The organism is Hymenobacter yonginensis, from assembly GCF_027625995.1.
Classification (GTDB): domain Bacteria; phylum Bacteroidota; class Bacteroidia; order Cytophagales; family Hymenobacteraceae; genus Hymenobacter; species Hymenobacter yonginensis.
In genome coordinates, this window is the sequence record NZ_CP115396.1 from 2,309,882 (window position 1) to 2,333,207 (window position 23,326).

Consider the following 23,326-nt stretch of genomic DNA (forward strand, 5'->3'; position numbering starts at 1 on the left):
GGAAAGGGCAGTTTGGCTCCCATATACGTGGCAGCGGCCAAAAAAAGATTTGAGCGGCGGCAAACTCAACTCTTCCCATCTTACGTACGCCTGTTTCACCCCTTCCTCCTGCATGCTGCTGACCTCCGTGCTGCTGGCCCTGGCCACGCAGGCCCCACCGCCCGACAGCACCACCCGCCGGTTGTCGGTGCTACCGCTCCCGCTCGTCTACTACACCCCGGAAACCCGGCTGGCCTACGGGGCCGCGCTGGTGTTCACCGTGCGTTTCCGCCAGGATTCCGCCTTCACCGATGCCCGGCCCTCACAGTTCACGCTGGGTGCCGCCTACACCCAGAACCGGCAGCTGCTGCTGTACCTGCCGTTTCAGGTGTTCTACCGCCACAACACCTACTACGCCTACGGCGAGGCCGGCTACTACCGCTACAACTACTATTTCTACGGCGTAGGCGAGCAGGCCGTGCCGCGCGAGCTGTACGGTGTCAATTTCCCACGGGTGCGCCTCAACGCCTTCCGCCGCGTGGCCCCAGCCCTGGCCGCCGGCAAGCTCTACGCCGGGCTGCGCTACCAGTTGGAAAACTACGACGTGACGACCACCGAAGCCGGCGGGCAGCTGGCCAGCGGCCGCGTGCCGGGCGGCCTGGGCAGCCGGCTGCACGGCGGCGGCCTGGGCGTGTTCTTCGACTCGCGCGACAACCTGTTCTTCCCTACCAAAGGCGTGGTGGCCGACCTGACCGGCATGATTCGCAACAGCGCCGACAACGCCGGCCCACTGGGCACCACCCACTTCAGCCGCTACTCGGCCGACGTGTCGTCGTACCACAGCCTGAACCGGCGGGCAGTGCTGGCCCTGAACTACTTCGCCAGCTTCACGGCCGGCACGGCGCCGTTCAATGCGCTGTCGTTGCTGGGCGGCACGCGCCGGATGCGGGGCTACTATGAGGGCCGATTCCGCGACCAGCATGCAGCCCTACTGCAAACCGAACTGCGCCTCGCCGTATATAAACGGCTGGGTGCCGTAGCTTTCGGCTCCGTAGGCACCCTGGGCGACGCCACCGACGGCTTGCGCCTGCGCCAGCCCAAAGGCGCGTACGGCGCCGGCCTGCGTTTCACCCTCAACCGCCGCGACCACCTCAACCTGCGCCTCGACTACGGCCTCGGCAAAGAATCGAGCGGGTTCTACCTGACCGTTGGAGAAGCGTTTTGATGGGCAGTAGCGCTACAGCTAGCAAGCTAGTTCCCCTCCTTAAAAAGGAGGGGTTAGGGGTGGTTGACAATCGTTGGTCGATATGTAAGATTAGCTCTAAAATCGTCCTGAATGCATCAACCATCCCTAGCCCCTCCTTTCCAAGGAGAGGAACTAGCTTGCTAGCCGTAGCGCTACTAACTACAACACACCGCCCCGCTTCCGCTGCGTACATCTGCTTTCCATGACCATCAGCATCATCATTCCTACCTATAATGAGGCCGCCAATATTGGCCGGCTGGTGCAGGAGCTGCGCCACTACGGCTCCGCCGAAGCCCCCGAAATCCTAGTCGTAGACGCTAAAAGCGCTGACGGTACCGCCGAAGTGGCGCGGCAGGCCGGCGCCACCGTGCTGCCGGCCCCCAAGCCCGGCCGCGCCGCCCAGATGAACCACGGCGCCGCCCATGCCACCGGCGACATTCTTTACTTCGTGCACGCCGACGTGCAGATTCACCCCGACTTTGTAGCCACCATCCGGCAGGCAGTGGCCGAGGGCTATCCCGCCGGCTGCTACCGGTTCCGCTTCGATTCCAAGCACCCGCTGCTGCGTTTCAACAGCTACGGCACCCGGTTCAAGGGCATTATGAGCCGCGGCGGCGACCAGACGCTGTTTGTCACGCGGGAGCTGTTTGGGCAGCTGGGGGGCTTCCGGGAGCAGTTTGTGGTGATGGAGGACTTCGACATTATCCAGCGCATCCGGCGGGTGGCGCGTTTCCTGATTGTGCCGCAGGATGTGGTGGTGTCGGCCCGCAAGTACGAGCACAACAGCTGGCTGCGGGTGCAGCTGGCCAACCTGACGGCGTTTTCGCTGTACTTTCTGAAGGTGTCGCCGGTCCGGATTGCGCGCACTTACAAGGCCATGATCAACCACCGCTGATGCCGGCGCCCGTTCTCGTAACCGGGGCCAATGGCTTCCTGGGCCGCCATCTGGTAACCGAGCTGCACCGGCGCGGCCTGCCCGTGCGGGCGCTGGTGCGGCCTGGCACGCCCCCGCCCTTCCCGGCCGCTTGGGCCGTGGACTACCGCTTCGCCGACCTCACCCAGCCCGCCACTCTCGCCGGCCTCGCCGACGGCTGCGCGGCCATCGTGCACGCTGCGGCCCTGGCCCAGGTGAACCCCGCCCGCAACCTCGCCGTGTGGGCCGTGAACGACGGCGGCACGGCCGCTATGCTGGACTTGGCCCGGCAGGCCGGCGTGGCGCGCTTCGTGTACGTAGGCACGGCCAACGTCTTCGGCTTCGGGACCCTAACAGACCCCGGCGACGAAACGCGCCCCTACGCCGGCGCCCACTACGGCCTCGACTACATGGACAGCAAGCGCGCCGCCACCGACCGGGTGCTGCGCGCCGTGGCCGAGTGGCAGCTGCCGGCCGTGCTGGTACACCCCACCTTCATGCTGGGCCCACAGGACGCCCGGCCCACCTCCAACGCCCTGCTGCTGGAGCTGTACCGCGGCCGGGTGCCTGGCTATCCGCCCGGCGGCAAAAACTACGTGCACGTCCACGACGTGGCCGTGGCCACCATCAACGCCCTGATCATGGGCCGCATAGGCGAATCCTACATTCTCGGCAACCAGAACCTGAGCTACCGCGACGCCTTCCGGCAGCTGGCCGGCGTGTTGGGCGTGGCGCCGCCGCGCTGGCCCATTCCGGGCGGGCTGGCGCGTCTATACGGGGCGTTTGCCGAAATGCAGGCCCGCCTCACGGGCCGGCCGGGTCAGCTCAACGCCGCCATGGCCGCCGTCGCCAACGACGGCCATTATTTCAGCGTGCAGAAAGCCCGGCGCGAGCTGGCGCTGCCGCAAACGCCTATCGGGCAGGCCGCCGGCGAGGCCTTCGCGTGGTTTAAAGCCCATCAGTATGTTTGATTCTCAACCGGCTTCTGCCGACTTACCACCTGCTCCTTCCTCTCCTGCCGCCGCACTGCCGCAGTTGCCCCAGCCGCTACCGCGCACCGGGCAGTTTGCGGGCCGGGTGGCCATCGTCACGGGCTCGGAGTCGGGCATTGGGCGCGAAACGGCGCGGGCCTTGTGCGCCGCCGGAGCCGCGGTGGTGCTCAACGGGCGCCAGGCCGAGCGCCTGGAACTCACACGCCAGCAGCTGGCCGCCGCCGGCTACCTGGTGGCCGCCTGCGTGGCCGACGTAACCGACTACGCCGCCTGCGAGACGCTCGTAGCTACGGCCCTGCGGGAGTTTGGCCGGCTGGATATCCTGGTGGCCAACGCCAGCATTTCGCAGCGCGCCTACTTCGCCGATATGCAGCCCGATGTGTTCCGGCAGGTGCTCGACAGCAACGTGTACGGGGCCGTGTTTCCGCTGAAAGCCGCTTTGCCACACCTGCTGGCCAGCCGCGGCAGCGTCACGTTCATTTCCTCGATTTCGGCCCTGAACGGCATGCCCAGCGGCTCGGCCTACTGCGCCGGCAAAGCGGCCCTCACCAACCTGGCCCACACCCTGCGCCTGGAGCTGGACGGCACCGGCATACACTTCGGCGTGGTGCACATCGGCTTCACCCAAAACGACGACGACAAGCGCGTGCTCGACGCCCAGGGCCAGCCGGTGCCCATTGCGCACCGCCCGCCGCGCTGGCAGAAAACCCAGGCCGAAGTAGCGGCCATCATCGTAAAGCACATCCGGCGGCGGCGGCAGCGCACCGTTATTTCGGCGCTGGGCTGGCTGATTGCCATCGTGCACACCTACGCGCCCCGCCTCGGCGACTGGGTGGTACTCACCACGATGCGCCGGATGCGCAATTTCTACGAGTGAGCAACTAAACCGAACCCGCCGCCGGCTGCGTACGTGCGTCAGCAAACAGGCCACCCGGCCTTGGCTGCCACTGACTGCCGCTGACTGCCGGCTACCGCCTAACTTGCCAGTGCCCCGCCCCGCTTTACCACCCACGCTACTACCTCTCTCTTGCCCGCTACGCCCGCCCGTGCCGCCATTCTGCTTTTCACCCGCCCGGCGGGTGAGGAAGCCGCGCACAAATCGTTTGGGCGCGGGCGACGGGCGGCGGCGGCTATTGCGGCGCAGCTGATTGCGCGCGCCAGCGCCACCGCCCGGCAGGCCGGCGTCGATTTTGTGTGCGTGGAGTCGGATGAGCAGCGCGGGCGCACCTTCGGGCAGCGGCTGGCGTCGGCGCTGGTGTATGGGTTTGAACTGGGCTACGAGCAGCTGGTGGTTATCGGCAACGACTGCCCGCAGCTGACGCCCGCCCTGGTGCGGCAGGCTGTGCGCGCCCTGCACACCACCGACGCCGTGCTGGGCCCGGCCCTCGATGGCGGCGTGTACCTGCTGGGGCTGCATCGGCGCTTTTTCGAGGCCGAAGCCTGGGCAACGCTGCCCTGGCAGACGGCCACCCTGGGGCACGCGCTGCGCCGCTACTTGCACCGGGCCGGCGCGGCCGTGGCCACCCTGCGCCCCCTCGCCGACGTGGATACCGCCCACGATTTTGCCGGCCTGCTGGCCTGGCTACCGGCCGGTTCTTTCCGCAACCATCTGCATACCATTCTGGCCGCCGAGCGGCCGCTCCGGCCCGTGCTCCGGCTTCGGCGGAGCCTACTGGCCGCAGCGGCCACGCTGCCGCAGCGCGGCCCACCAACTCTCTGAAATCTGCCGAAAGTTGCCGGCCAGCCAGCTGCAAGCGCCCTGCAAGGGGCGCCTTGTGGGGGCTGGTGCGGCTGGGTTTTGTTTTTCAGATTGTTGACTTCGTAGATGAAAAATCTTTTCTATTTGTTGCTTTTCCTGCTGCTGGGCGGGCCGGTTTCCGGTGCCCTGGCGCAGTCAGTTGATCTGGTGGTGTCCATCGTGGACGTCTCGACGCGCAAGCCCGTGGCGGGCCAGCTGGTACACCTCGATAACGCCGCCGTGGGCTTCAGCGCCCAGCAAACCACCAACGCCCAGGGCCAGACCCGCTTTCGGGGGCTGAGCACGGCCGGCACCTACGCCGTGAGCACCGAGGTATCGGACCGGTTTCAGGCCGTGCGCGAAACGGGCCTCACGCTGCGCGCCAACTCCAGCCCCAGCGTGACGCTGGTGCTGCCACTGGCCAGCGCCCAAACCCTGGAAGGCGTGACGGTGCGGGCCCCCAACAACGCCACCACACTCAACACCCAGAACGCCGAAGTAGCCTCGCAGCTGTCGGCGCGGGAGCTGCGCGAGATTCCCATTGAGGCCCGCGACATCACGCGCGCCCTCTACCGCCTGCCCAACGTGACGCAGGCTACGGGCTTCTTTGCGGAAGCGCCCAACGTGAGCATCAACGGCGCCAACGGCCTCTACACCAACTACCTCATCGACGGCCTCGACAACAACGAGAACTTCCTGGGCGGGCAGCGTTTTGCCATGCCGGTGGGCTTCGCCCAGAACCTGAACGTGCTGACCAACAACTTCAGCACCGAGTTCGGCAACTCGGCCAACGGCATCGTCAACATCACCACCAAATCGGGCTCCAACGACCTGACGGCGGAAGCTTTCTACCTGACCCGCCCCGGCCCGAGCATCGACGGCAAGACTGATTTCGCGCAGCGCGACCTGTCGGGCAATCAGGTGAAGGGCGGCTTCCAGCGCCAGCAGTTCGGCTTCGGTGTGGGCGGGGCGCTGGTGAAGGACAAGACGTTCTTCTACTTGAACGCCGAGCAGACCTTCGATTTCAAGGACAACGTGCTGACCTCGCCCGACCTGGGCGTGGCGGCCACCGTGCGCGGCCAGAACCGCTTCACCTACCTCTCCGGCAAGCTCGACCAGCGCTGGACCGAGCGGTTCCGCTCGTCGCTGCGCGCCAATGTGGGCCTCGTGAACATTGAGCGCCAAGGCGGCGGCCTTGATGGCGGTGTGGCCTTCCCGTCGACCGGCAACCGCCAGGACCGTAACTCCATCAACATCGCCTCGCAGAACGTGTACGTGGGCAACAACTTCACCTCGCAGACCGACGTGCAGTACGCCCGCTTCCGCTGGAACTACGCCAGCGCCGACAACCCCGACAGCCCCGACGTGACGGTGCTCGGCCCGGCGCGGCAGGTGCTGGCGGTGCTCGGCCACCCCGGCTATCTGTTCGACTCGCACCAGAGCACCTGGCAGGCCCAGCAGAAGTTCACGCTGTTGCGCGGCCGCAACACCTTCAAGGGCGGCTTCGGAGTTATCAGCACCGAACACTCGCTGTTCGGCGGCGGCAACCCCAATGGCAGCTACACCGTGCAGCTCACCCAGGCCCAGCTCGATGCGCTGCGGGCCCGCAACCTCGGGCCTGGCCTGGGCATCAACGAAATTCCGGCCAACGTGCAGGTAAACAACTACAACGTGGAGCTGCGCCCGGCCTCGTTCGGCACCACGCAGAACCTGTACAACATCTACGTGGAAGACCTGTATGCCGTGACGGACCGCCTGAACGTGACGCTGGGCGTGCGCTACGACTACGACAACCTCTCGAAGGGCGGCGCCGCCAACGGCGACCGGAACAACGTGGCCCCGCGCGCCAACTTCAACCTGCAGCTCACCGACCGCAGCAGCCTGCGCGGCGGCTACGGCCTGTTCTACGACAAGATCCTGTACACCGTGTACAGCGACGCGCTGCAGCAAAACACCACCTCTGCCGACTACAAAACCCAGCTGCGCGAGCTGGTGCGGGTGGGCGCGCTGCCCGCCAGCACCAACGTCGACCGGATTACGTTCGATGGCAACCAGAGCGGCAGTGTGGCCGGCGTAACATATCTGCAGGGCCCCTCGGGCGCAACGCTGCAAGGCCAGCGGGCCGGCGTTTCGAGCGTGGAGCGGCGGATTCTCAACCCCAACGGCTACCAGAACCCGTATTCGCACCAGAGCACGCTGGGCTACCAGTATCAGGTGAACACCAAGACCCTGTTTTTCGTGGATCTGGTGTACAACCGCAGCTACGACCTGTTCCGGCTGCGCAACGTCAACAGCGTGTCGGAGTACCCGCAGACCGACCCCAACAACGTGACCGTACGCACCGAAGCCCAGGCCAACGCCACCCGCCCCGTGCCGATTCTGGCTGACGGCAGCGCCGTGATTGGCGGCCAGCGCGTAACGGGCGTGGCCCGCAACGTGGTGATGACTGAGTCGGAGGGCCGCTCGCGCTACATGGGCGCCAGCTTCAACCTGCAGAAGGATGCCGCCGAAGACAAGTACGGTTACCGCGTGTCCTACACGCTGTCGAACCTGAAAAACGACACCGAAGACGTGAACTTCCGCGCCGCCGACGCCAACAACTACGGCCAGGAATTCGCCAACTCCATCAACGACCGCACGCACGTCATCAACGCCATCGGCAGCTACTACCCGGTGCGGGCGCTGCGCCTCACGGTAGCCTCGCTGCTGCAAAGCGGCCAGCCCGTAAACCGCGTGACGGGCGGCTACCCGGTGCCGGGCAGCAACCCCACGGTACTCACCAACGACCTGAACGGCGACGGCAGCTCGTTCAGCACCGCCTACCAGGGCAACGCCGACCGGTTCCCCGGCGAAGGCCGCAACTCCGACCGTTTGCCCTGGTCGAAGACGTTTGACGTGGGCGCGCAGTACTCGCTGCATTTCGGCGAGAAAACCAGCCGCCTGGAACTGACCGCCGACGTGTTCAACGTGCTCAACACCCAGAACCTGAGCGGCTACGCCAACAACGCCACCCAAAGCAACCAGATTCAGGTGGGCGCGGCTGGCTCGGGCATCGTGCGCCGCAACGCCAGCGCCCCGCGCCAGTTCCAGTTCGGGCTGCGGTATGCGCTGTAGTCAGGCAAAACATGTGTGCGTGTCATGCTGAGCTTGCCGAAGCATCTCTACTGCTTCGTTGAATTCATGCAGGCGAAGCGGTAGAGATGCTTCGGCAAGCTCAGCATGACACGTTCTTTGACATTACCTTCCCAACGAATGAAAAAATACTTTTTCCCTATCCTCGCCCTGCTCTCCGCCTGCAACCCCACCGATAAGGCACGGGAGCCGCAGCAGGTGCTCACCCAAACTTGGCCGCAGATAGAAGCGGCCGCCAAAGGCCAGACCGTGAGCATGCTGATGTGGATGGGCGACCCGCTCATCAACCGCTACATGAGCACCTACGTGAAGCCCGAGCTGCAGCGCCGCTACGGCATCGAGCTGGAAATTGCGGCCGGCCAGGGCGCGCAGCTGGTCCAGACGCTGGCTGCCGAGCTGCAGGCCGGGCAGCCCAGCGAGGCCGATATGGTCTGGATCAACGGCGAGACGTTTTACCAGCTGCGGCAGGTGGATGCCCTGCTGGGGCCCTTCGTGGACAAGCTGCCGAACGCCCGGCTGCTGGATATGCAGAACCCGTTCATCAACACCGATTTTCAGCAGCCGGTGGCGGGCATGGAAGCGCCCTGGGGCAACGTGCAGTTCAACTTCATCTACGACTCGGCGCGGGTGGCGCGGCCGCCCCGCTCGTTTGCCGAGCTGCCGGCCTTCGTGCAGGCCCACCCCGGCCAGTTCACCATCCCAAACGAATTTACGGGCATGACGCTGCTCAAGTCGTGGATGATAGCGCTGTCGGGCAAGCCGGAGCTGTTCCGGGGCAAGTTTGATGAGGCTGTGTATCGGAAATGGTCGGGCGCGCTGTGGCGGCAGATCAATGCCAGCCGGCCGTATTTCTGGAAGCAGGGCCAGACGTTTCCGGAGCAACTGGCGCCGCTGCACCAGCTGTTTGCCAACGGCGAAGTGGCCTTCACGTTTTCCAACAACGACGCCGAGGTGGACAATAAGGTCAACCAGAAGGTATTTCCGGCCACGGCCCGCGCCTACGTGCCGCTACCGGGCACCATCCAGAACTCGCACTACCTGGGCGTGGTGCGCGGCGCCCGCCACCCCGCGGCGGCGCTGGTGGCCATCAACTTCCTGCTTTCGCCGGAAGCGCAGCTGCGCAAAATGGACCCCAACGTGTGGGGCGACCATACCGTGCTGAACCTGCAGGCGCTGCCCGCGGCGCAGCGGCAGCAGTTTGAGCAGCTACCTTCGCGCCGCTACGCGCCCCGCCGCCAGAACATCCAGGGCCAGGCCCTCATGGAGCCCGACCCAGAGTACATGACCCGCCTGTTCAAGGATTTCCGCACCTACGTTATCGAAAAGCAGCCCGTCCCAGCCGAATAGAACGATAACAGAACGTCATGCTGAGCGAAGCGAAGCATCTCTACCGCCAAACCACCCGATTCGTCCGGCTCCCCCTCTCCTTTTCGGAGAGGGGGCCGGGGGGTGAGGCGCACCACCAGAACGAAGCGGTAGAGATGCTTCGACAAGCTCAGCATGACGGTTCCTTCGGCAACGTCAGCACGCGATATTCCTCGGCTATGCTCGGAATGACCCTCTCTTATATCTGAAACTCTCCTCTTTTTTGATACCCACTAACCGCTCTTGGATCCTGCTGCTGTATGCTTTGCTGGTAGCTGGACTGCCGCTGGCCGGGCTCGGCTACGCGGCCTTGGGCAGCGTGGGCGTGGTGGGGCCGCTGGCTACGGGCTTCACCGGCCAGCACTGGCAGGCGCTCCTGCACGATACCGGCCTGCTCTACGCGGCGTTGTACAGCCTGTGGATTGCCACGGCGGCGGTGGGCGTTTCGGTGGCGCTGGCGCTGGGGCTGGTGCTGCACGCGCAGCCCACGGTGCGGCGGTGGCCGCTGCCGGGCCTGCTCTACGTGCCCCTGATTATGCCGGCGCTGGTGGTGGCGTTCTACCTATTTCAGCTGCTGAGCGGGGCCGGCTGGCTTTCCCGGCTCAGCTTCCGGCTGGGTTTGACGGCCAGCCCCGAGGCGTTTCCGGAGCTGGTGCAGGACGCCGCCGGGCTGGGCATCATCCTGGCCCATGTGCTGCTGCTGTTCCCGTTCCTGACGCTGCTGCTCCAAACCATCTACCAAGAAAGCCGCCTCGACGACTACCGCCAGCTCACCCTCACGCTGGGCGCCCGCCCGGGGCAGTTTCGGTGGCGGGTGGCGGTGCCGGTGCTGCTGCGCCGGGCGGCGCCCACGCTGCTGCTCAGCTTCATTGCTACGCTCGGCGCCTACGACATTCCGCTGCTGCTGGGCCGCCCTTACCCCCAGATGCTGAGCGTGTACATCGCCACCCGCCTCCAGCGCTTCGACCTCAGCGAGCTGCCCGCCGCCTACCTGGCGGGTTTTCTGGTGGCGGTGGGCCTGCTACTGCTGATTGCCCTGCTGCTCCGGGTGCTGCGGGTAGCCCAGGCCGAAGAAACCTGACACAGCCAGCCACGCGCTGCATCTGAGGTCCAAAGAGTCAGCAAACTCAGACGGCCAGCCCGCTCCCTTCGTCACCTCATCACCTCATCACTAAATAAAAAAATGCGCTCCAGACTGCTCGTTTTCCTATTAGCCACCCTGTTCCTGCTGCCGTTTGGGCTGCTGGGGCTGCTGGCCGTAGGCGAAGGCTGGCGGTTTCCCGACGCGCTGCCGCCCGCCTACTCGCTGGCGGCTTTGCGCGGCCTGCTCTCCGCCGACAACGACCTGCTGGCTGGGCTGGGCCGCAGCCTGCTGCTGGCGGGCTCGGTGGCGGTGGTGGCTACGGCCGGGGGCTTCGGGGTGGCGCGTGCCGTGGCGCGCACTGGCGGTGGGCAACGCTGGCTGTTGCTCAGCTATCTACCCTACGCCCTGCCGCCGGTGCTGCTGGCGGTGCTGGTGCAGCCGTTTATCATCCGGATGCACCTTTCGGGCTCGGTGGGCGGCGTGCTGCTGGGGCTGCTGCTGGTGGCGCTGCCGTTTGCCACGTTGCTGCTGGGTAGCTTCTGGACCCGCCAGGCCACCGAGTACGAGCAATTGGCCCGCACCCTGGGCTGCACGCCCCGGCAGGCGCTGCGGCTGGTGCTGCTGCCGCTGGCCTGGCCGCTGCTGCGCACCACCCTGGTCCAGACATTTCTGCTCAGCTGGTTTGACTTCGGCCTGACCAACCTACTGAGTGTGGGCAAAGTGCGCACCCTCACGGTGCAGGTGTTCACCTACGTGGGCGAGGCCAACGCCCCGCTGGCGGCTGTGGCCTCGCTGCTGCTGCTGCTACCTCCGGCGCTGCTGCTGTTGGCCAACAAATCTGCCCTGCTCCGTAAGCCGTAGCTTAAGGCCGGAAGGCAGGCTTCAACCATCAGCAAAGCACGATTAGCCACTGCGCGGCAACTTCCCCGCACTGAATTAACCTGCTTTCAACTCTCAGATTACAGTGAAACAATGGAGGAAATACCGGAAATAAAGATGGTGCCGCAGCCCGAGTCTGAGGCAGCGAAACAAGCGGTTGGCTACCAGTGGAACGACGTTGCGGGAACCAGGCACAAGCTGGGAGGCAAGCCTGATTCGGCCGGTGAGGTGGTGTATCCGACTTGCCCGGAGTGCTCGGACACCATGACATTCTACGCGCAGGTGGATTCCATTGGGGATGCGTACGACCTGATGGATTGTTGCGTGATCCACGTATTCGTATGCCTGGATTGCGGCACAACGACCAGTATGATCAATCAGTGCCCGGCTTAGCCCGCCCACTATATCCTCTCCGACTGCTTGCGGCGGGACTTCCGCACCAACCTCTTCCATTACCAACTCCATGCTCAGCGTTTCCCAGCTATCCAAACAGTTCAACGGCCAGCCCGTCTTGCGCGACATTTCCCTGGAGCTGCGCGAGGGCGAGGTGCTGGCGGTGCTGGGCCGCTCGGGCTGCGGCAAAACCACGCTCCTCAAGATTCTGGCGGGCCTCGAAACGCCCGACACCGGCACGCTCGCCCTACACGGGCACGACCTGCGCCCGGTGCCGCCCAACGAGCGGCAGATGGTGTACCTCTACCAGGAGCCGCTGTTGTTTCCGCACCTCACGGTGTTCGAGAACGTGGCATTCGGGCTGCGTATCCGCCACGTGAAGGAAGCCGAAATCAACGCCCAGGTGACGGCCCTGCTGGCTGAGCTGGAGCTGAGTGAGCACGCCCGTAAGACACCGCACCAGCTGTCGGGCGGGCAGCGGCAGCGCGTGTCGTTTGGGCGGGCCCTCATCATCCGGCCGCGCCTGCTGCTACTCGATGAGCCCTTCGGAAACCTCGATGCCCAGACCCGCGCCGCCATGCAGGAGCTGTTTCGGCGCGTCAGTGAGCAGCACCAGATTACCTCGCTCTTCGTCACGCACGACAGCCGCGAGGCCCTCACCGTCGGCACCCGCTTCGCCTACCTCGACCGCGGAACGCTAAGCAGCTTCGCCTCCGTCGCCGACTTTATCCAGGACCCACGCACCAATATTGCCGCCGAACTGTCTTTCTGGGACACTATCCAGCGCACCGCATTTAGTGCGTAGTTGTTCGTGCCTAGTGCTTAGATCAAACGACCTAGGCACCAAGCACGAACAACTTGGCGCTAACAACTAAGCCCTACATGAAAACCGACTTCACGCACTGCGAATCCATTTATTGGGTGTTCACCCAGCTCTGCAACGACAAGTGCGACCATTGCTACAACGACTCGGGCCCGCAAGGCACGCGCATCAGCGTACAGGACTGCTTCCGCATCATCGACAACCTGCCCGAGCGGGTTGACCGCCTGATTCTATCAGGCGGGGAGCCGCTGGCCGACCGGGTGAAGCTGTATTCGATTCTGGAGGCGCTGCAGGCCAAGTACCAGGGCCGCACCCAGATTATGCTCCAGACTAACGGCGACCTGCTCACGCCCGAAATCCTGGATCTGCTGATTGCCAAAGGCGTCACCCGCTTCGACATTGCCAGCATCGACCGGTACCACAAAGCCGCCGGAGCCCGCCTAATGACGCTGGCCGACCTGTTTGAGAGCCGCGGCGTCAACGGCGACGACCACGACCCGCTCATCGACAAAGAGCACCTGCTGGTGGAAGGCCACCGCCTGAGCTGGGGCTATTGGGGCGCCACTGAGGAAATGTGGCTGGGCGGCAACTGGGCCCGCGGCCGGGCCATGGAGAAAAACATCTGGCTGCGCGACCCCAGCCATAACTTCTGCGCCATCCTGTCGGGGGCCAAGGGCTTTTTGGGCGGCACCGACTTGCCGCAGGAAATCAGCATTCAGCTCTGGAAAATCAACCCCTGCTGCCCCGGCACCAAGTTCCCGCTCGGCGACGCCCGCCGCGAGAAGGTAGCCGACGTGCTGCTGCGCGCCTCTCAGTCTGAAATCATGCAGCGCCTCAACCAGGGCGAGCCCTGGAAGATGGGTGAATCCATCGGCGTATCGGAAGCCCACGCCTTGGCCCGCACCGAGGACCTGCAGAACGTGTGCCGCTGGTGCGACGAGTTTTTCGAGCAGCACGTGGACGAGGTGGTAGCCGCCACCCCGCTTCCGGCCTGATTTTCTTTTGATTCCTTAGCAAAAAGCCCCGCACAGCTACTCCAGCGTTGCGGGGCTTTTTGCTGCGTCACTCACAGGCCCGAAAACAGGCTTGTAGAACGGATATCAGGTTGGTGTACGGCTGGCCGGAAACCGCAAGCGCGAAGCAAAGGCTTCGCGCTACTGCCCGGATACCAACCCGAGCATTGTGCTATACTATCCGTTTCACGCCAACGCCTCCCCGGCCAGACCTCCATTCCGGAGCACGAAAAAGCCCTCACCTGCGCAGTGCAGATGAGGGCTTTGGTGATCCCGCTGGGATTCGAACCCAGGACCCATACATTAAAAGTGTATTGCTCTACCAGCTGAGCTACAGAATCAGTTACTTTGCACGCAAATCGTGGCTTATTTGCTGATTGTGGCACAAAAGTAGTCGGCCGCCTTTTACCCTCCAAATGTTTTGCTGAAAAAACTCTTCCTTTTTTTTACCGCCTCGCTGCTGACTGCCGGCTCAGCCATGGCGCAGCCGGGGGCGCAGGAGCTCCAGAAAGCCGATTCGGCGTTTGTTGCCGGCGCTTATACACCTGCTTATCAGCTATATCGACAGGTACTACGCCAACACAAGGTAGCCTCGCCCCAGATGCTGCTGCGCATGGCCTACGTGCAGGATGGTTTGGGCCACTATCCGGCCGCCCTTTACTACCTGAGCATGGCCTACAAGCGCCAGCCCAGCCTCGCCACGTGGCGCAAGATGGCCGCCCTGGCCCGCGACCGGCGCCTGACCGGCTACCCCGACACTTGGCGCCAGGACCTGCGCCTGCTGGTGCAGCGCTATTATTACCCGGGTTTGCAAGTGCTGCTGATTGGGGCCGTGGTGGGGGGTATGCTGCTGATTCTGCGCCGCCGCCGGCTTAGCCGTGGCTGGTGGGTATCGTACGGCACGTATCTGCTGCTGGCGGGCGTGTACCTGCTGCGGCTGGCGCCCGAGCGGGCGGCACTGGTGGCTCGCCCCCGCGCCGCGCTGATGAGCGGCCCCAGCGCCGGCGCCTCCTGGCTCACCACCGCCGCCGCCGGCGACCGGCTCCTGGTGCAGGGCCGCCAGGACACCTGGTACCGCGTGCAATGGCAAGGTCAGGATGCATACATCCGCACCCAGGATTTGCTGCTGGTGCAGTGAGTTTTTGGGTGATGAGGTGATGAGGTGATGAGGTGACAGGTAAAGAAAGAACGTCATTCCGAGCGGAGCGAGGAATCTCGCATGCTGGTGTTGAATTACCACTCCAACATCAGCACGCGAGATTCCTCGCTCCGCTCGGAATGACGTTCTTTCCTCATCACCTAATCACCTCATCCCTTCATCACCTAATCACCCAAAAACTCACTTCATCTCCCCTTCTTCCTCTTTGCGGAAGTGGCTTAGGACCAGTTTATCGGTGAGGGCGGGGAGCCATTTGTTGAGGAAGACGGTGAGTTTGCCCTGGCTGGTGAGTACTAGGTCGCGGCGGCGGTGCTGCACGGCGTGCAGGATGTGCTGGGCCACTTCCTCGCTGCTCATCATCTTCTGCTCGTCGCGCGGCGACTCGCCCTGCTGCGAGCCGTCGGCGGCCAGCGCTACTTGTCGGATGTTGGAGGCCGTGAAGCCCGGGCAGGCCAGCAGCACATGTACGCCCTGCGGCAGCAACTCGGTGCGCAGGGCTTCCAGGAAACCATGCATGGCAAATTTGGAAGCCGAGTAGCCGGTGCGGCCCGGCAGCCCGCGGTAGCCGGCAATGCTGCTGATGCCCACCACCGAGCCCTTGCTGGCCAGCAGGTGCGGCAGCGCGCCTTTGGTGGTGTACACCGTCCCGAAAAAGTTGGTCTGCATCAGGCGCTCAATCACGCTCAGGTCTACGTCCTGAAACCGGGCGCGCATGCTGATGCCGGCGTTGTTGAGCAGCACATCGAGGCGGCCGAAGGTGCTGATGGTTTCGGCGACGGCGCGCAGGGCGTCGGCGGCCACGCCCACGTCGGCGCGCACGGTGTGGTGGCGGATGCCCAGGCGGGCCAGCTCCTGCGCGGTTTCCTGGAGGCGGGCTTCGTCGCGGCCCGTGACGACCACCTGCGCGCCGGCCTGGCCAAAGGCCACGGCGCAAGCCCGGCCGATGCCGGAAGTACCGCCGGTAATCAATACTACTTTGTCTTTCATCTGGAAGCGCCGCGGTGAAATCTGCCGGGGCAGGCGGCGGGCAAAACTACCGATTTTCGCGCCTACTTGCCCGAACAAACCGGCTTTCTGCCAGCTACCGACCCGGCCAGAATTAATCCTCCGCTATATTGGATTGTCGGTGTGAGAAATTGTATTTTGTCTCCGCAATGTACCTACATTTACCTGCCTCTTCCTTAGCCTTTTCCAGCTGCTTTTTATGATTGCAACTTTACGTATTCGGCGCAGTGCGCCTCTTTTGCTGGTCAGTCTGCTGGGGTTGCTGCCGCTGGGCAGCACGGCCTGGGCGCAATGCCCGGCGGCGGCCAGCGCCTGCACGCCCGGCGCGGCTCCGGCCTCCAACGTGCCCTTTGGGATGGGCATTTTCAACGTGACGCTGGGCACCATCAACAGCACCACCGGCGGCATACAGGACGGCTTTCAGGACTACTCCTGCACGGTGGGCACCACGCTCACGGCGGGCCAGAGCTACCCCATCAGCATCCGCACCAACGCCAACGCCAACGAGAACGTGCGCGTGTGGCTGGACCTCAACAACGACGGCACGCTCAACCCCACCACCGAGCTGATATTCAGCTCCACTTCGGCGCGGGTACACACCGGCACCATCTCGCTGCCCGCCTCGGCGGTGCTGGGCACCCGCCTGCGCCTGCGCGTGGCCGCCGACTACGTGAATGCGCCCATTCCAGGCCCGTGCAGCACGCCCCAGTATTCGCAGACCGAAGACTACGCCGTGACGGTACAGGCCAACGTGGCGGCTCCCATGGCCGAGTTCGTGGCCAACCAGACGCTGACCTGCTCGGGCTGCGTGCAGTTCACGGACCAGAGCCAGAACGCGCCCACCAGCTGGCTCTGGAACTTCGGCGACAACACCACCAGCACCCAGCAAAGCCCCAACCACTGCTACTCCACGCCGGGCACCTACACCGTCACGCTCACGGCCACCAACGCGGCCGGCAGCAACGTGCGCACCCGCGCCAGCTACATCGTGTATGACAACGCCGTGCCGGTGGCCGCTTCCTGCACCCCCGCCACGGCGGCCTACTGCTGCGGCTACGGCATCACGCAGTTTACGCTGGGCCCGCTCAGCAAGGCCTCCCAGGATGGCCAGGCCAGCTACGAAGACTTCACCTGCACCAGCCGGGTGCAGCTGACCGAAGGCAACTCCTACCCCATCAGCCTGGGCACCGGCACCAACCCACAAGATGTACGGGTGTGGCTGGACCTTAATAATGACGGCATCTTCACGAGCAATGAGCTGCTCTACACGGCCCTGAACCGCACCAACCCGGCCGGCACGGTGCTGATTCCGGCCACGGCCCTCAAGAACGTGCCGCTGCGCCTGCGGGTGCTGGCCGACTTCGTGGGCGGGGCCGCCACGGCCTGCGCCACGCCACAGCTGGGCCAGATTGAGGACTACACCGTGACGGTGCGCGCCAACACCACCCCGCCGGTGGCGGCGTTCAGTTCCAACCACGTGCCCGGCAACTGCCAGAACCCCGTGCAGTTCACGGACCAGAGCCAGAACGCGCCCACCAGCTGGCTCTGGAACTTCGGCGACAACACCACCAGCACCCAGCAGAACCCCAGCCACCAGTACACCACTGGCGGCGCCTTCACCGTCACGCTCACCACCACCAATGCGTACGGCTCCAACACGCTCAGCAAAACCAACGCCGTGGTGCTGATGGTGCCCTGTGTGCGCTACTGCGAGGCCACCGGCACTACCCCCAACATCTGGCTGACCAACGTAACCATGCGCCGCGACGGTGCCATCGACTTCACGAATGCCTCCGGCGCCAACGCCAGCGGCTACGGCAACTTCGTGGACAAGGTGGTGCCGCTGTATCAGGGCACCAACACCTTCCTGGACATGAGCGTGAATGCCAACTTCCAGCACCTGCTCTGGGCCTGGGTTGACTGGAACCGCAACGGCACGTTTGAGGCCTCGGAGCTGCTGGCCAACACCGCCACCTCGGCCACCACGCTCACGGCGGGCTTCACAGTGCCCACCAACCCGGCTTTCCGGGGCCTGACGCGCATGCGGGTGATGGTGCGCCTCAACAACCTGCCCACGCCCAACCCCTGCCAGGTAAACCAGAACAACTCGGAAACCGAGGACTACTCGGTGCTGGTCAGCCAGCCGCAGGCCTCAGCCGAAGCCCGCACGCTGCCGGCCTTGAGCGTGTTCCCGAACCCCACCACCGATGGCCGCCTGCACCTGCGCCTGCCCGACCCGGCGGCGGCCGGCACCTACGCGGTGCGGGTAGAAAACCTGCTGGGCGCCCTGGTGCAGGAAACCAGCCTGCGGCTGAGCCCCAGCCAGGAGGCCGAGCTGAACTTAGCCGGCCTGCCCCGCGGCCTGTATGTGCTGCGCCTACAGAACGCCGACGGCCAGACTGCCGTGCGCCGCGTGCAAGTACAGTAAGCTAGTTGGTTTTGGGTGATGGGGTGATGAAGGAATGAGGTGAACGTCATTCCGGGCATATGGCGCATCAAGCCCGCGACGAGGAATCTCGCGGGCTGATGTTGCCGCGGTGCTCAGGCATCATCCTGCGAACTGCTTCGGCTGCGCCTCTGCATGATGTTCTTTCTCCTTTACCCCCATCCCTCCTTTACCTCATCACCTCGTTACCTCATCCCCCCAAAACACTCATCACCTCACCACTTTATATGCGCCAAACTTTACTCCGCGCCTTATGCTTCCTGTTGCTGCTGGCAGGGCTAAGCCCCGGGCGGGCCGTTGCCTCTCACCTGCTGGGCGGCGAGATGCGCTATCAGTATGTGGATGCCAACGGCCCGGCCAATGCCCGCTACCGGTACCGCATCACCGTGCTCGTGTATCTCAACTGGGAGTGCCCGCCGGCCGGCGGCTCGTCCAGCACCCAGTCCAACGTGCCCGACGGACGCTGCAACATCTTCCTCAACATCTACGACAAAACCACCCGGCAGCGCATTGCCAGCAACGAAGGCGCCAACACCTTCCCCTGCACGCAGGTCAGCTGCTCGACGCTGCAGAACCCCATCCAGAACGACCAGCAGCAGGCCGGCACCTACCGGCTGCCGCGCATTTCCAACCCCAGCATTACGCCGCCGCAGCCCGGCGGCTGCAGCATCCCGCCCGGCTCGGTGCCACCAGTGCGTCTGGCCCGCTACGAGGCCATCGTGAACCTGCCCGTGTCGTTTGATGGCTACTACGCCGTGTACACCGACGGCACGCGCAATTTCAACATCGACAACCTGCAGAACCCCAGCAACCAGAACCAGACGCTGTTTGTGGAAATGGCGCCGCCGCTGCTGCCCAACTCCTCGCCCACCTTCTCCGATACGGCCGTCGTCGTTATTTGCCAGGGCGACACCAGCATCCTGGTCAACAACGCCGTTGACCCCGACGGCGACCGGCTGATTTACTCGTTCAGCACGCCCTACAACGGCAATCAGGGCGCGGCGGCTTCCTTCGTGGCCCCGCCCAGCGTCACGTATGCCAACACCGGCGGCTTCTCGGCCACCACACCGTTTGGCACGGGGGCCGGCAACTACGCATTTCTCAATGCCAGCAACGGCATCAGCCGCTACGCCACCTCACGCGTGGGGCGCTACGTGGTGGCCGTGGAAGTCAAGGAATACCGCACTATTAATGGCGCGGAGGTTTTGATTGGCTCGACGAGGCGCGAAATTCAGCTGGTGTCGCGCACCTGCTCGCCCAACAACTCGCCGCAATTTACGGCCGCCACCACCGCACAGCCGCGGCTGTTTACCGTGGAGGAAGGCCAGCCGGTCAGCTTCAACCTGGGCGCTACTGATGCCGATGGCAACCCCATCAACCTGCGCGTCAACAGCGTGCTGCTTGATGGCAGCGGCCCGTTCAATGCCACCTTTGCCGGCAGCCAGGGCACCGTGCTGCCGGGCGCCGTGACCGGCAGCGCCACCATCCAGGGGTCGGGTACCGTCAACGGCCAATTTGTGTTCAACACCCAGTGCGGCAACGGCCGCGCCACGCCCTACGACGTGGTGGTAACCGCCACCGACGTAGCCTGCGGCGCGAAAAGCGTGGCCGACGTGTTCCAGATTCAGGTAACGAAGGCCCTGGGCCCGACCAGCATCAGCGGCAACGACGTTATCTGCGACCGGTCCGTAGCCCAGCAGTACACGGCGGGCGGCCCCACGGCCAGCTCCTACCGCTGGACGGTGCGGGGCGGCACCATTCAGGGCCCGGCCACCAACAACACCGTGCAGGTGCTCTGGACCGGCACCGGCGCCGGCCGCCTGGTTTTGCGCGGCGTATCGGCGTTCGGCTGCCCTACTGATTCGGTGGTGCGCATCATTGACGTGCGGCCGGCCGGCGCTTTGGCTGTCACGCCAACCGCCACCGCCATCTGCCCCGGCGGCTCCACCTCCCTCACGGCTACCGGCGGCACCACCTACCAGTGGACTTCCAGCACCGGCCAGACGTTCACGGGCAGCACCATCACCGTTTCGCCGGCCGTAACGACCACCTATACGGTATCGACGTTCGACGGCGTCTGCACCACCACCCGCCAGGCCACCGTAACCGTCAACCCGGCGGCCGTGGCCAACGCCGGCGCCGATGTGGCCACCTGCTCCGGCGTATCTACGTCGATTGGCACGGCCGCCCTGGCTGGCTACACCTATCAGTGGAGCCCCGCTACCGGCCTGAGCAACACCAGCGCCGCGCAGCCCACCTTTGTGCTGAGCAACACCACCAACACGGCGCAGACCTTCACCTACATCGTGACGGCCACCACGGCCCAGGGCTGCGTGGCCCGCGACTCCGTGCGCATCACGCTGAATCCTGCGGCCGTAGCCAATGCCGGTGCCGACCGCGCTGTGTGCTCTGGTACGCCTACTTCGATTGGCTCGGCCTCTCTAGTGGGCTATACTTACCAGTGGAGCCCGGCCACCGGCCTGAGCAGCGCCACCGCCGCCAACCCAACCCTCACGCTCACCAATACCGGCAGCACGCCGCAAACGTTCACCTACATCGTGACGGCCACTACCGCCAACAGCTGCGTGAGCCGCGACACGGTGCGCGTCACCATCAACCCGGCCGCCGTGGCCACGGCCGGCACCGACCGAGCCGTGTGCTCGGGCGAAACCACCACGCTGGGTGCGGCCTCATTGGTGGGCTACACCTACCAGTGGAGCCCGGCCACCGGCCTGAGCAGCGCTACGGCTGCCAACCCAACTTTCAGCCTGACCAACACCGGCACTACGGCGCAGGTGCTCACCTACACGGTCACGGCTACTACGGCTGAGGGCTGCGTAGCCCAGAGCACGGTGCGCATCACGCTCAACCCAGCCGCCATTGCCAACGCCGGCCCCGACGCCACGCTCTGCGACCGGCAGTCGACGACGCTGGGCAGCGCGGCTCTCACCGGCTACCGCTACCAGTGGAGCCCGGCCGCCAACCTGAGCAGCGCCACCACGGCCCGCCCGGTATTCACGGGCGTGAACACCACCCAAACCCCGCTCACGCTCACCTATGTTGTGACGGCCACCACGGCCCAAAACTGCGTAGCCCGCGACACGGTACGCATCCTCGTCAACCCGCGGCCGCTGCCCGACAGCATCCAGGGCTCGGCTTCGGTGTGCCCCACGGTGCAGGGCATTGCCTACAGCATCCGGGCGCCGCGCTCCACGGCCTACCAGTGGCTCGTGACGGGCGGCACCATTGCCAGCGGCCAGGGCACGGCGGCCATCACTGTGAACTGGGGCGGGGCTTCCGCCACGGCCAGCGTGCAGGCGTTCCGGCGGAATGCTGAAGGCTGCTCGTCGGATACCGTACGGTTCCCGGTGCGCATCAACCAGCAGCTCGTGACGCAGCGGCCCACCGGCCCGCTGCGTGTGTGCCTCGCCGATGGCCCCTTCACCTACCAGACCCAGCTCACCAACGGCTCCACCTACGGCTGGCAGATTGTGGGCGGCACCCAGCTTAGCACCAGCCAGAACACGGTGCAGGTGAACTTCACCCGGCCCGGCATTGCCAAGCTGGTCGTGACGGAATCCAGCAACCCGGCCGGCGGCCGCTGCCTGGGCCAGAGCGACACGCTTTATGTGACGGTGCTGCCGTCGCCGGCCGCTAACCTGGCCATCAACGGCCCGGCCCGGTCCTGCGCCAGCCAGACGGCAGCGCAGTTTACCTTGGCCGGCACCGCCGGCTCCACCTACGCTTGGACTGTGAATGGCGCGCCCCAGACGGTTACGGCCGGTACCCTGAGCGTACCGACTGCCGTGGGCACTTACACCATCACGGCCCGCGAAACCAACGCCAGCCTGTGCGCCGGGCCGGTGTTCACCAAAACCTTCGTGGTAGTGCCGCCGCTAGCTATTGCCGGTCCGGCCAGCTATTGCCCCGCCAGCCGCACCGGTTTGCGCTACAGCACCGCGGCCCTCAGCGGCGGCCAGTATCAGTGGACGATAACGGGCGGCACCATCACCAGCGGCCAGGGCACGGCCACCGTGACAGTTGACGTGCCAGCCGGTTCGGCCAACGCCACGCTCAGCGTGTCGGAAACCACCAGCCCCGCCTGCGCCGCCACCTTCACCATCCGCCCCGACAACGCGACGGTGGCGCTGAACGTGGCCTCGGTGGACCTGCAGGATGACCGCAAAATCAACCTCGCGCTCAACGTGCCCAACAACTCCGGCAACACCAACCGCGTGCAGATTCTGCGCCGCGTGGCGGGCAGTACCTCGGCCTTCGCCACCGTGGGCAACGTGCCGAACACCGCTACCACCTTCACCGATACCAGCGTGGATGCCGATGCCGCCGCCTACGAGTACCGCGTGGAGTTGACCAACGCCTGCGGCGACCTGCTGGCCAGCACCCAGCACACCACCATCCGGACCCTGGCCACGGCCACAGAGGGCGGTGTGGGCCGCGACGAAGGCAAAGTTAACGTGAGCTGGAACGCCTACCAGGGCTTTGCCGTGCAGCAGTACCGGCTCTACCGCCGGGCCGCCAACGGCACGGCCGAGTTGGTACAGACCGTGGCCGGCACCGCCACCAGCGTGCAGCTCACCACGGGCAGCGCCGGCTTCGACCAGTGCTTCCGGATTGAGGCCGTGGGCCCGGGCACGCTCACGTCCACGTCCAACGAGGCCTGCGTGCAGTTCGCCAACGACCTGGTGTTCTACAACGTGGTGACGCCCAACGGCGACAACCTCAACGACCAGTTCATCATCAAAAACGTGGAGCTCTACCCCGGCAACTCACTCACCATCTTCAATCGTTGGGGCAAGGAAGTCTACAAAGCCAGCAGCTACCGCAACACCTTCGACGCCAGCTCCAGCCCGGCCGGCGTCTACTACTACCTGCTCACCCTGCCCGACGGCCGCTCCTTCAAAGGCTGGTTCGACGTGGTGAAATAGGAACGCGGATTTTGCTGATTAGGGCGGATTGGTCGGATTTCGAGGCCGATTAAAATTCACCTTCACGTGAATGCAAAGAGGCTTGCCGATTGGCAAGCCTCTTTTTTGTAGTCTGATTGAAGAAGCCAGGCGAGTATCGACCACAAAATCTGACCAATCCGCTAAATCCGCCTGAATCCGTGATCCACAAAATCCGACCAATCCGACTCAATC

General features: G+C 64.9%; 15 protein-coding genes and 1 tRNA gene. 14 read left to right on the plus strand and 2 right to left on the minus strand.

Annotated features, from left to right (window positions below; genetic code table 11):
* Positions 1 to 112 precede the first annotated feature (112 nt).
* The 11 genes from O9Z63_RS10030 (at position 113) to O9Z63_RS10080 (ending at position 13,539) form a co-directional block, all read left to right on the plus strand.
* Complete coding sequence (locus O9Z63_RS10030) at positions 113 to 1,204, plus strand: BamA/TamA family outer membrane protein (protein WP_270129200.1); 1,092 nt, start codon at positions 113 to 115, stop codon at positions 1,202 to 1,204.
* 223 nt (positions 1,205 to 1,427) lie between these two features.
* Positions 1,428 to 2,120, plus strand: coding sequence for a TIGR04283 family arsenosugar biosynthesis glycosyltransferase (locus tag O9Z63_RS10035; protein WP_270129201.1), 693 nt, complete (start codon positions 1,428 to 1,430; stop codon positions 2,118 to 2,120).
* A complete protein-coding gene (locus O9Z63_RS10040; RefSeq protein ID WP_270129202.1) occupies positions 2,120 to 3,109 on the plus strand; it encodes an NAD-dependent epimerase/dehydratase family protein in 990 nt (329 codons plus the stop codon). Before O9Z63_RS10035 ends, O9Z63_RS10040 begins: the two co-directional genes overlap by 1 nt.
* On the plus strand, positions 3,102 to 4,007 hold the full coding sequence (locus O9Z63_RS10045) for an SDR family oxidoreductase (protein ID WP_270129203.1): 906 nt from the start codon (positions 3,102 to 3,104) through the stop codon (positions 4,005 to 4,007). Before O9Z63_RS10040 ends, O9Z63_RS10045 begins: the two co-directional genes overlap by 8 nt.
* 150 nt (positions 4,008 to 4,157) lie before the next feature.
* Positions 4,158 to 4,850, plus strand: coding sequence for a TIGR04282 family arsenosugar biosynthesis glycosyltransferase (locus tag O9Z63_RS10050; protein ID WP_270129205.1), 693 nt, complete (start codon positions 4,158 to 4,160; stop codon positions 4,848 to 4,850).
* Between the two features lie 105 nt (positions 4,851 to 4,955).
* Positions 4,956 to 7,982 (plus strand): TonB-dependent receptor, encoded by a 3,027-nt coding sequence (locus O9Z63_RS10055; RefSeq protein WP_270129206.1) that lies wholly within the window; start codon positions 4,956 to 4,958, stop codon positions 7,980 to 7,982.
* Between the two features lie 138 nt (positions 7,983 to 8,120).
* Positions 8,121 to 9,347, plus strand: a complete 1,227-nt coding sequence (locus O9Z63_RS10060; RefSeq protein WP_270129207.1) for an ABC transporter substrate-binding protein — start codon at positions 8,121 to 8,123, stop codon at positions 9,345 to 9,347.
* A gap of 241 nt (positions 9,348 to 9,588) precedes the next feature.
* The gene (locus tag O9Z63_RS10065; RefSeq protein WP_270129208.1) at positions 9,589 to 10,446 is read left to right on the plus strand and encodes an ABC transporter permease subunit; all 858 of its coding nucleotides are present in this window, start codon (positions 9,589 to 9,591) and stop codon (positions 10,444 to 10,446) included.
* A gap of 102 nt (positions 10,447 to 10,548) precedes the next feature.
* Positions 10,549 to 11,310, plus strand: coding sequence for an ABC transporter permease (locus tag O9Z63_RS10070; protein ID WP_270129210.1), 762 nt, complete (start codon positions 10,549 to 10,551; stop codon positions 11,308 to 11,310).
* 481 nt (positions 11,311 to 11,791) lie between these two features.
* On the plus strand, positions 11,792 to 12,526 hold the full coding sequence (locus O9Z63_RS10075; RefSeq protein ID WP_270129211.1) for an ABC transporter ATP-binding protein: 735 nt from the start codon (positions 11,792 to 11,794) through the stop codon (positions 12,524 to 12,526).
* A 77-nt stretch (positions 12,527 to 12,603) separates the two neighbouring features.
* Entirely contained in the window at positions 12,604 to 13,539 is a 936-nt protein-coding gene (locus O9Z63_RS10080) for a radical SAM protein (protein WP_044017187.1), read from the plus strand.
* Positions 13,540 to 13,822: 283 nt separating this feature from the next.
* Here the strand turns inward: O9Z63_RS10080 and O9Z63_RS10085 are convergent.
* Positions 13,823 to 13,898: transfer RNA gene (locus O9Z63_RS10085), tRNA-Lys, on the minus strand.
* A gap of 80 nt (positions 13,899 to 13,978) precedes the next feature.
* Between O9Z63_RS10085 and O9Z63_RS10090 the strand changes: the two genes are divergently transcribed.
* Positions 13,979 to 14,695 (plus strand): SH3 domain-containing protein, encoded by a 717-nt coding sequence (locus O9Z63_RS10090; protein ID WP_270129212.1) that lies wholly within the window; start codon positions 13,979 to 13,981, stop codon positions 14,693 to 14,695.
* Positions 14,696 to 14,896: 201 nt separating this feature from the next.
* On the opposite strand, the gene O9Z63_RS10095 is transcribed toward O9Z63_RS10090, so the two are convergent.
* Positions 14,897 to 15,703 (minus strand): SDR family oxidoreductase, encoded by an 807-nt coding sequence (locus tag O9Z63_RS10095; RefSeq protein ID WP_270129214.1) that lies wholly within the window; start codon positions 15,701 to 15,703, stop codon positions 14,897 to 14,899.
* Positions 15,704 to 15,920: 217 nt separating this feature from the next.
* On the opposite strand from O9Z63_RS10095, the gene O9Z63_RS10100 reads away from it, so the two are divergent.
* Both O9Z63_RS10100 and O9Z63_RS10105 read left to right on the plus strand, forming a co-directional pair.
* The gene (locus O9Z63_RS10100; protein WP_270129215.1) at positions 15,921 to 18,149 is read left to right on the plus strand and encodes a GEVED domain-containing protein; all 2,229 of its coding nucleotides are present in this window, start codon (positions 15,921 to 15,923) and stop codon (positions 18,147 to 18,149) included.
* Between the two features lie 245 nt (positions 18,150 to 18,394).
* A complete protein-coding gene (locus tag O9Z63_RS10105; RefSeq protein ID WP_270129216.1) occupies positions 18,395 to 23,113 on the plus strand; it encodes a T9SS type B sorting domain-containing protein in 4,719 nt (1,572 codons plus the stop codon).
* Positions 23,114 to 23,326: the final 213 nt, after the last annotated feature.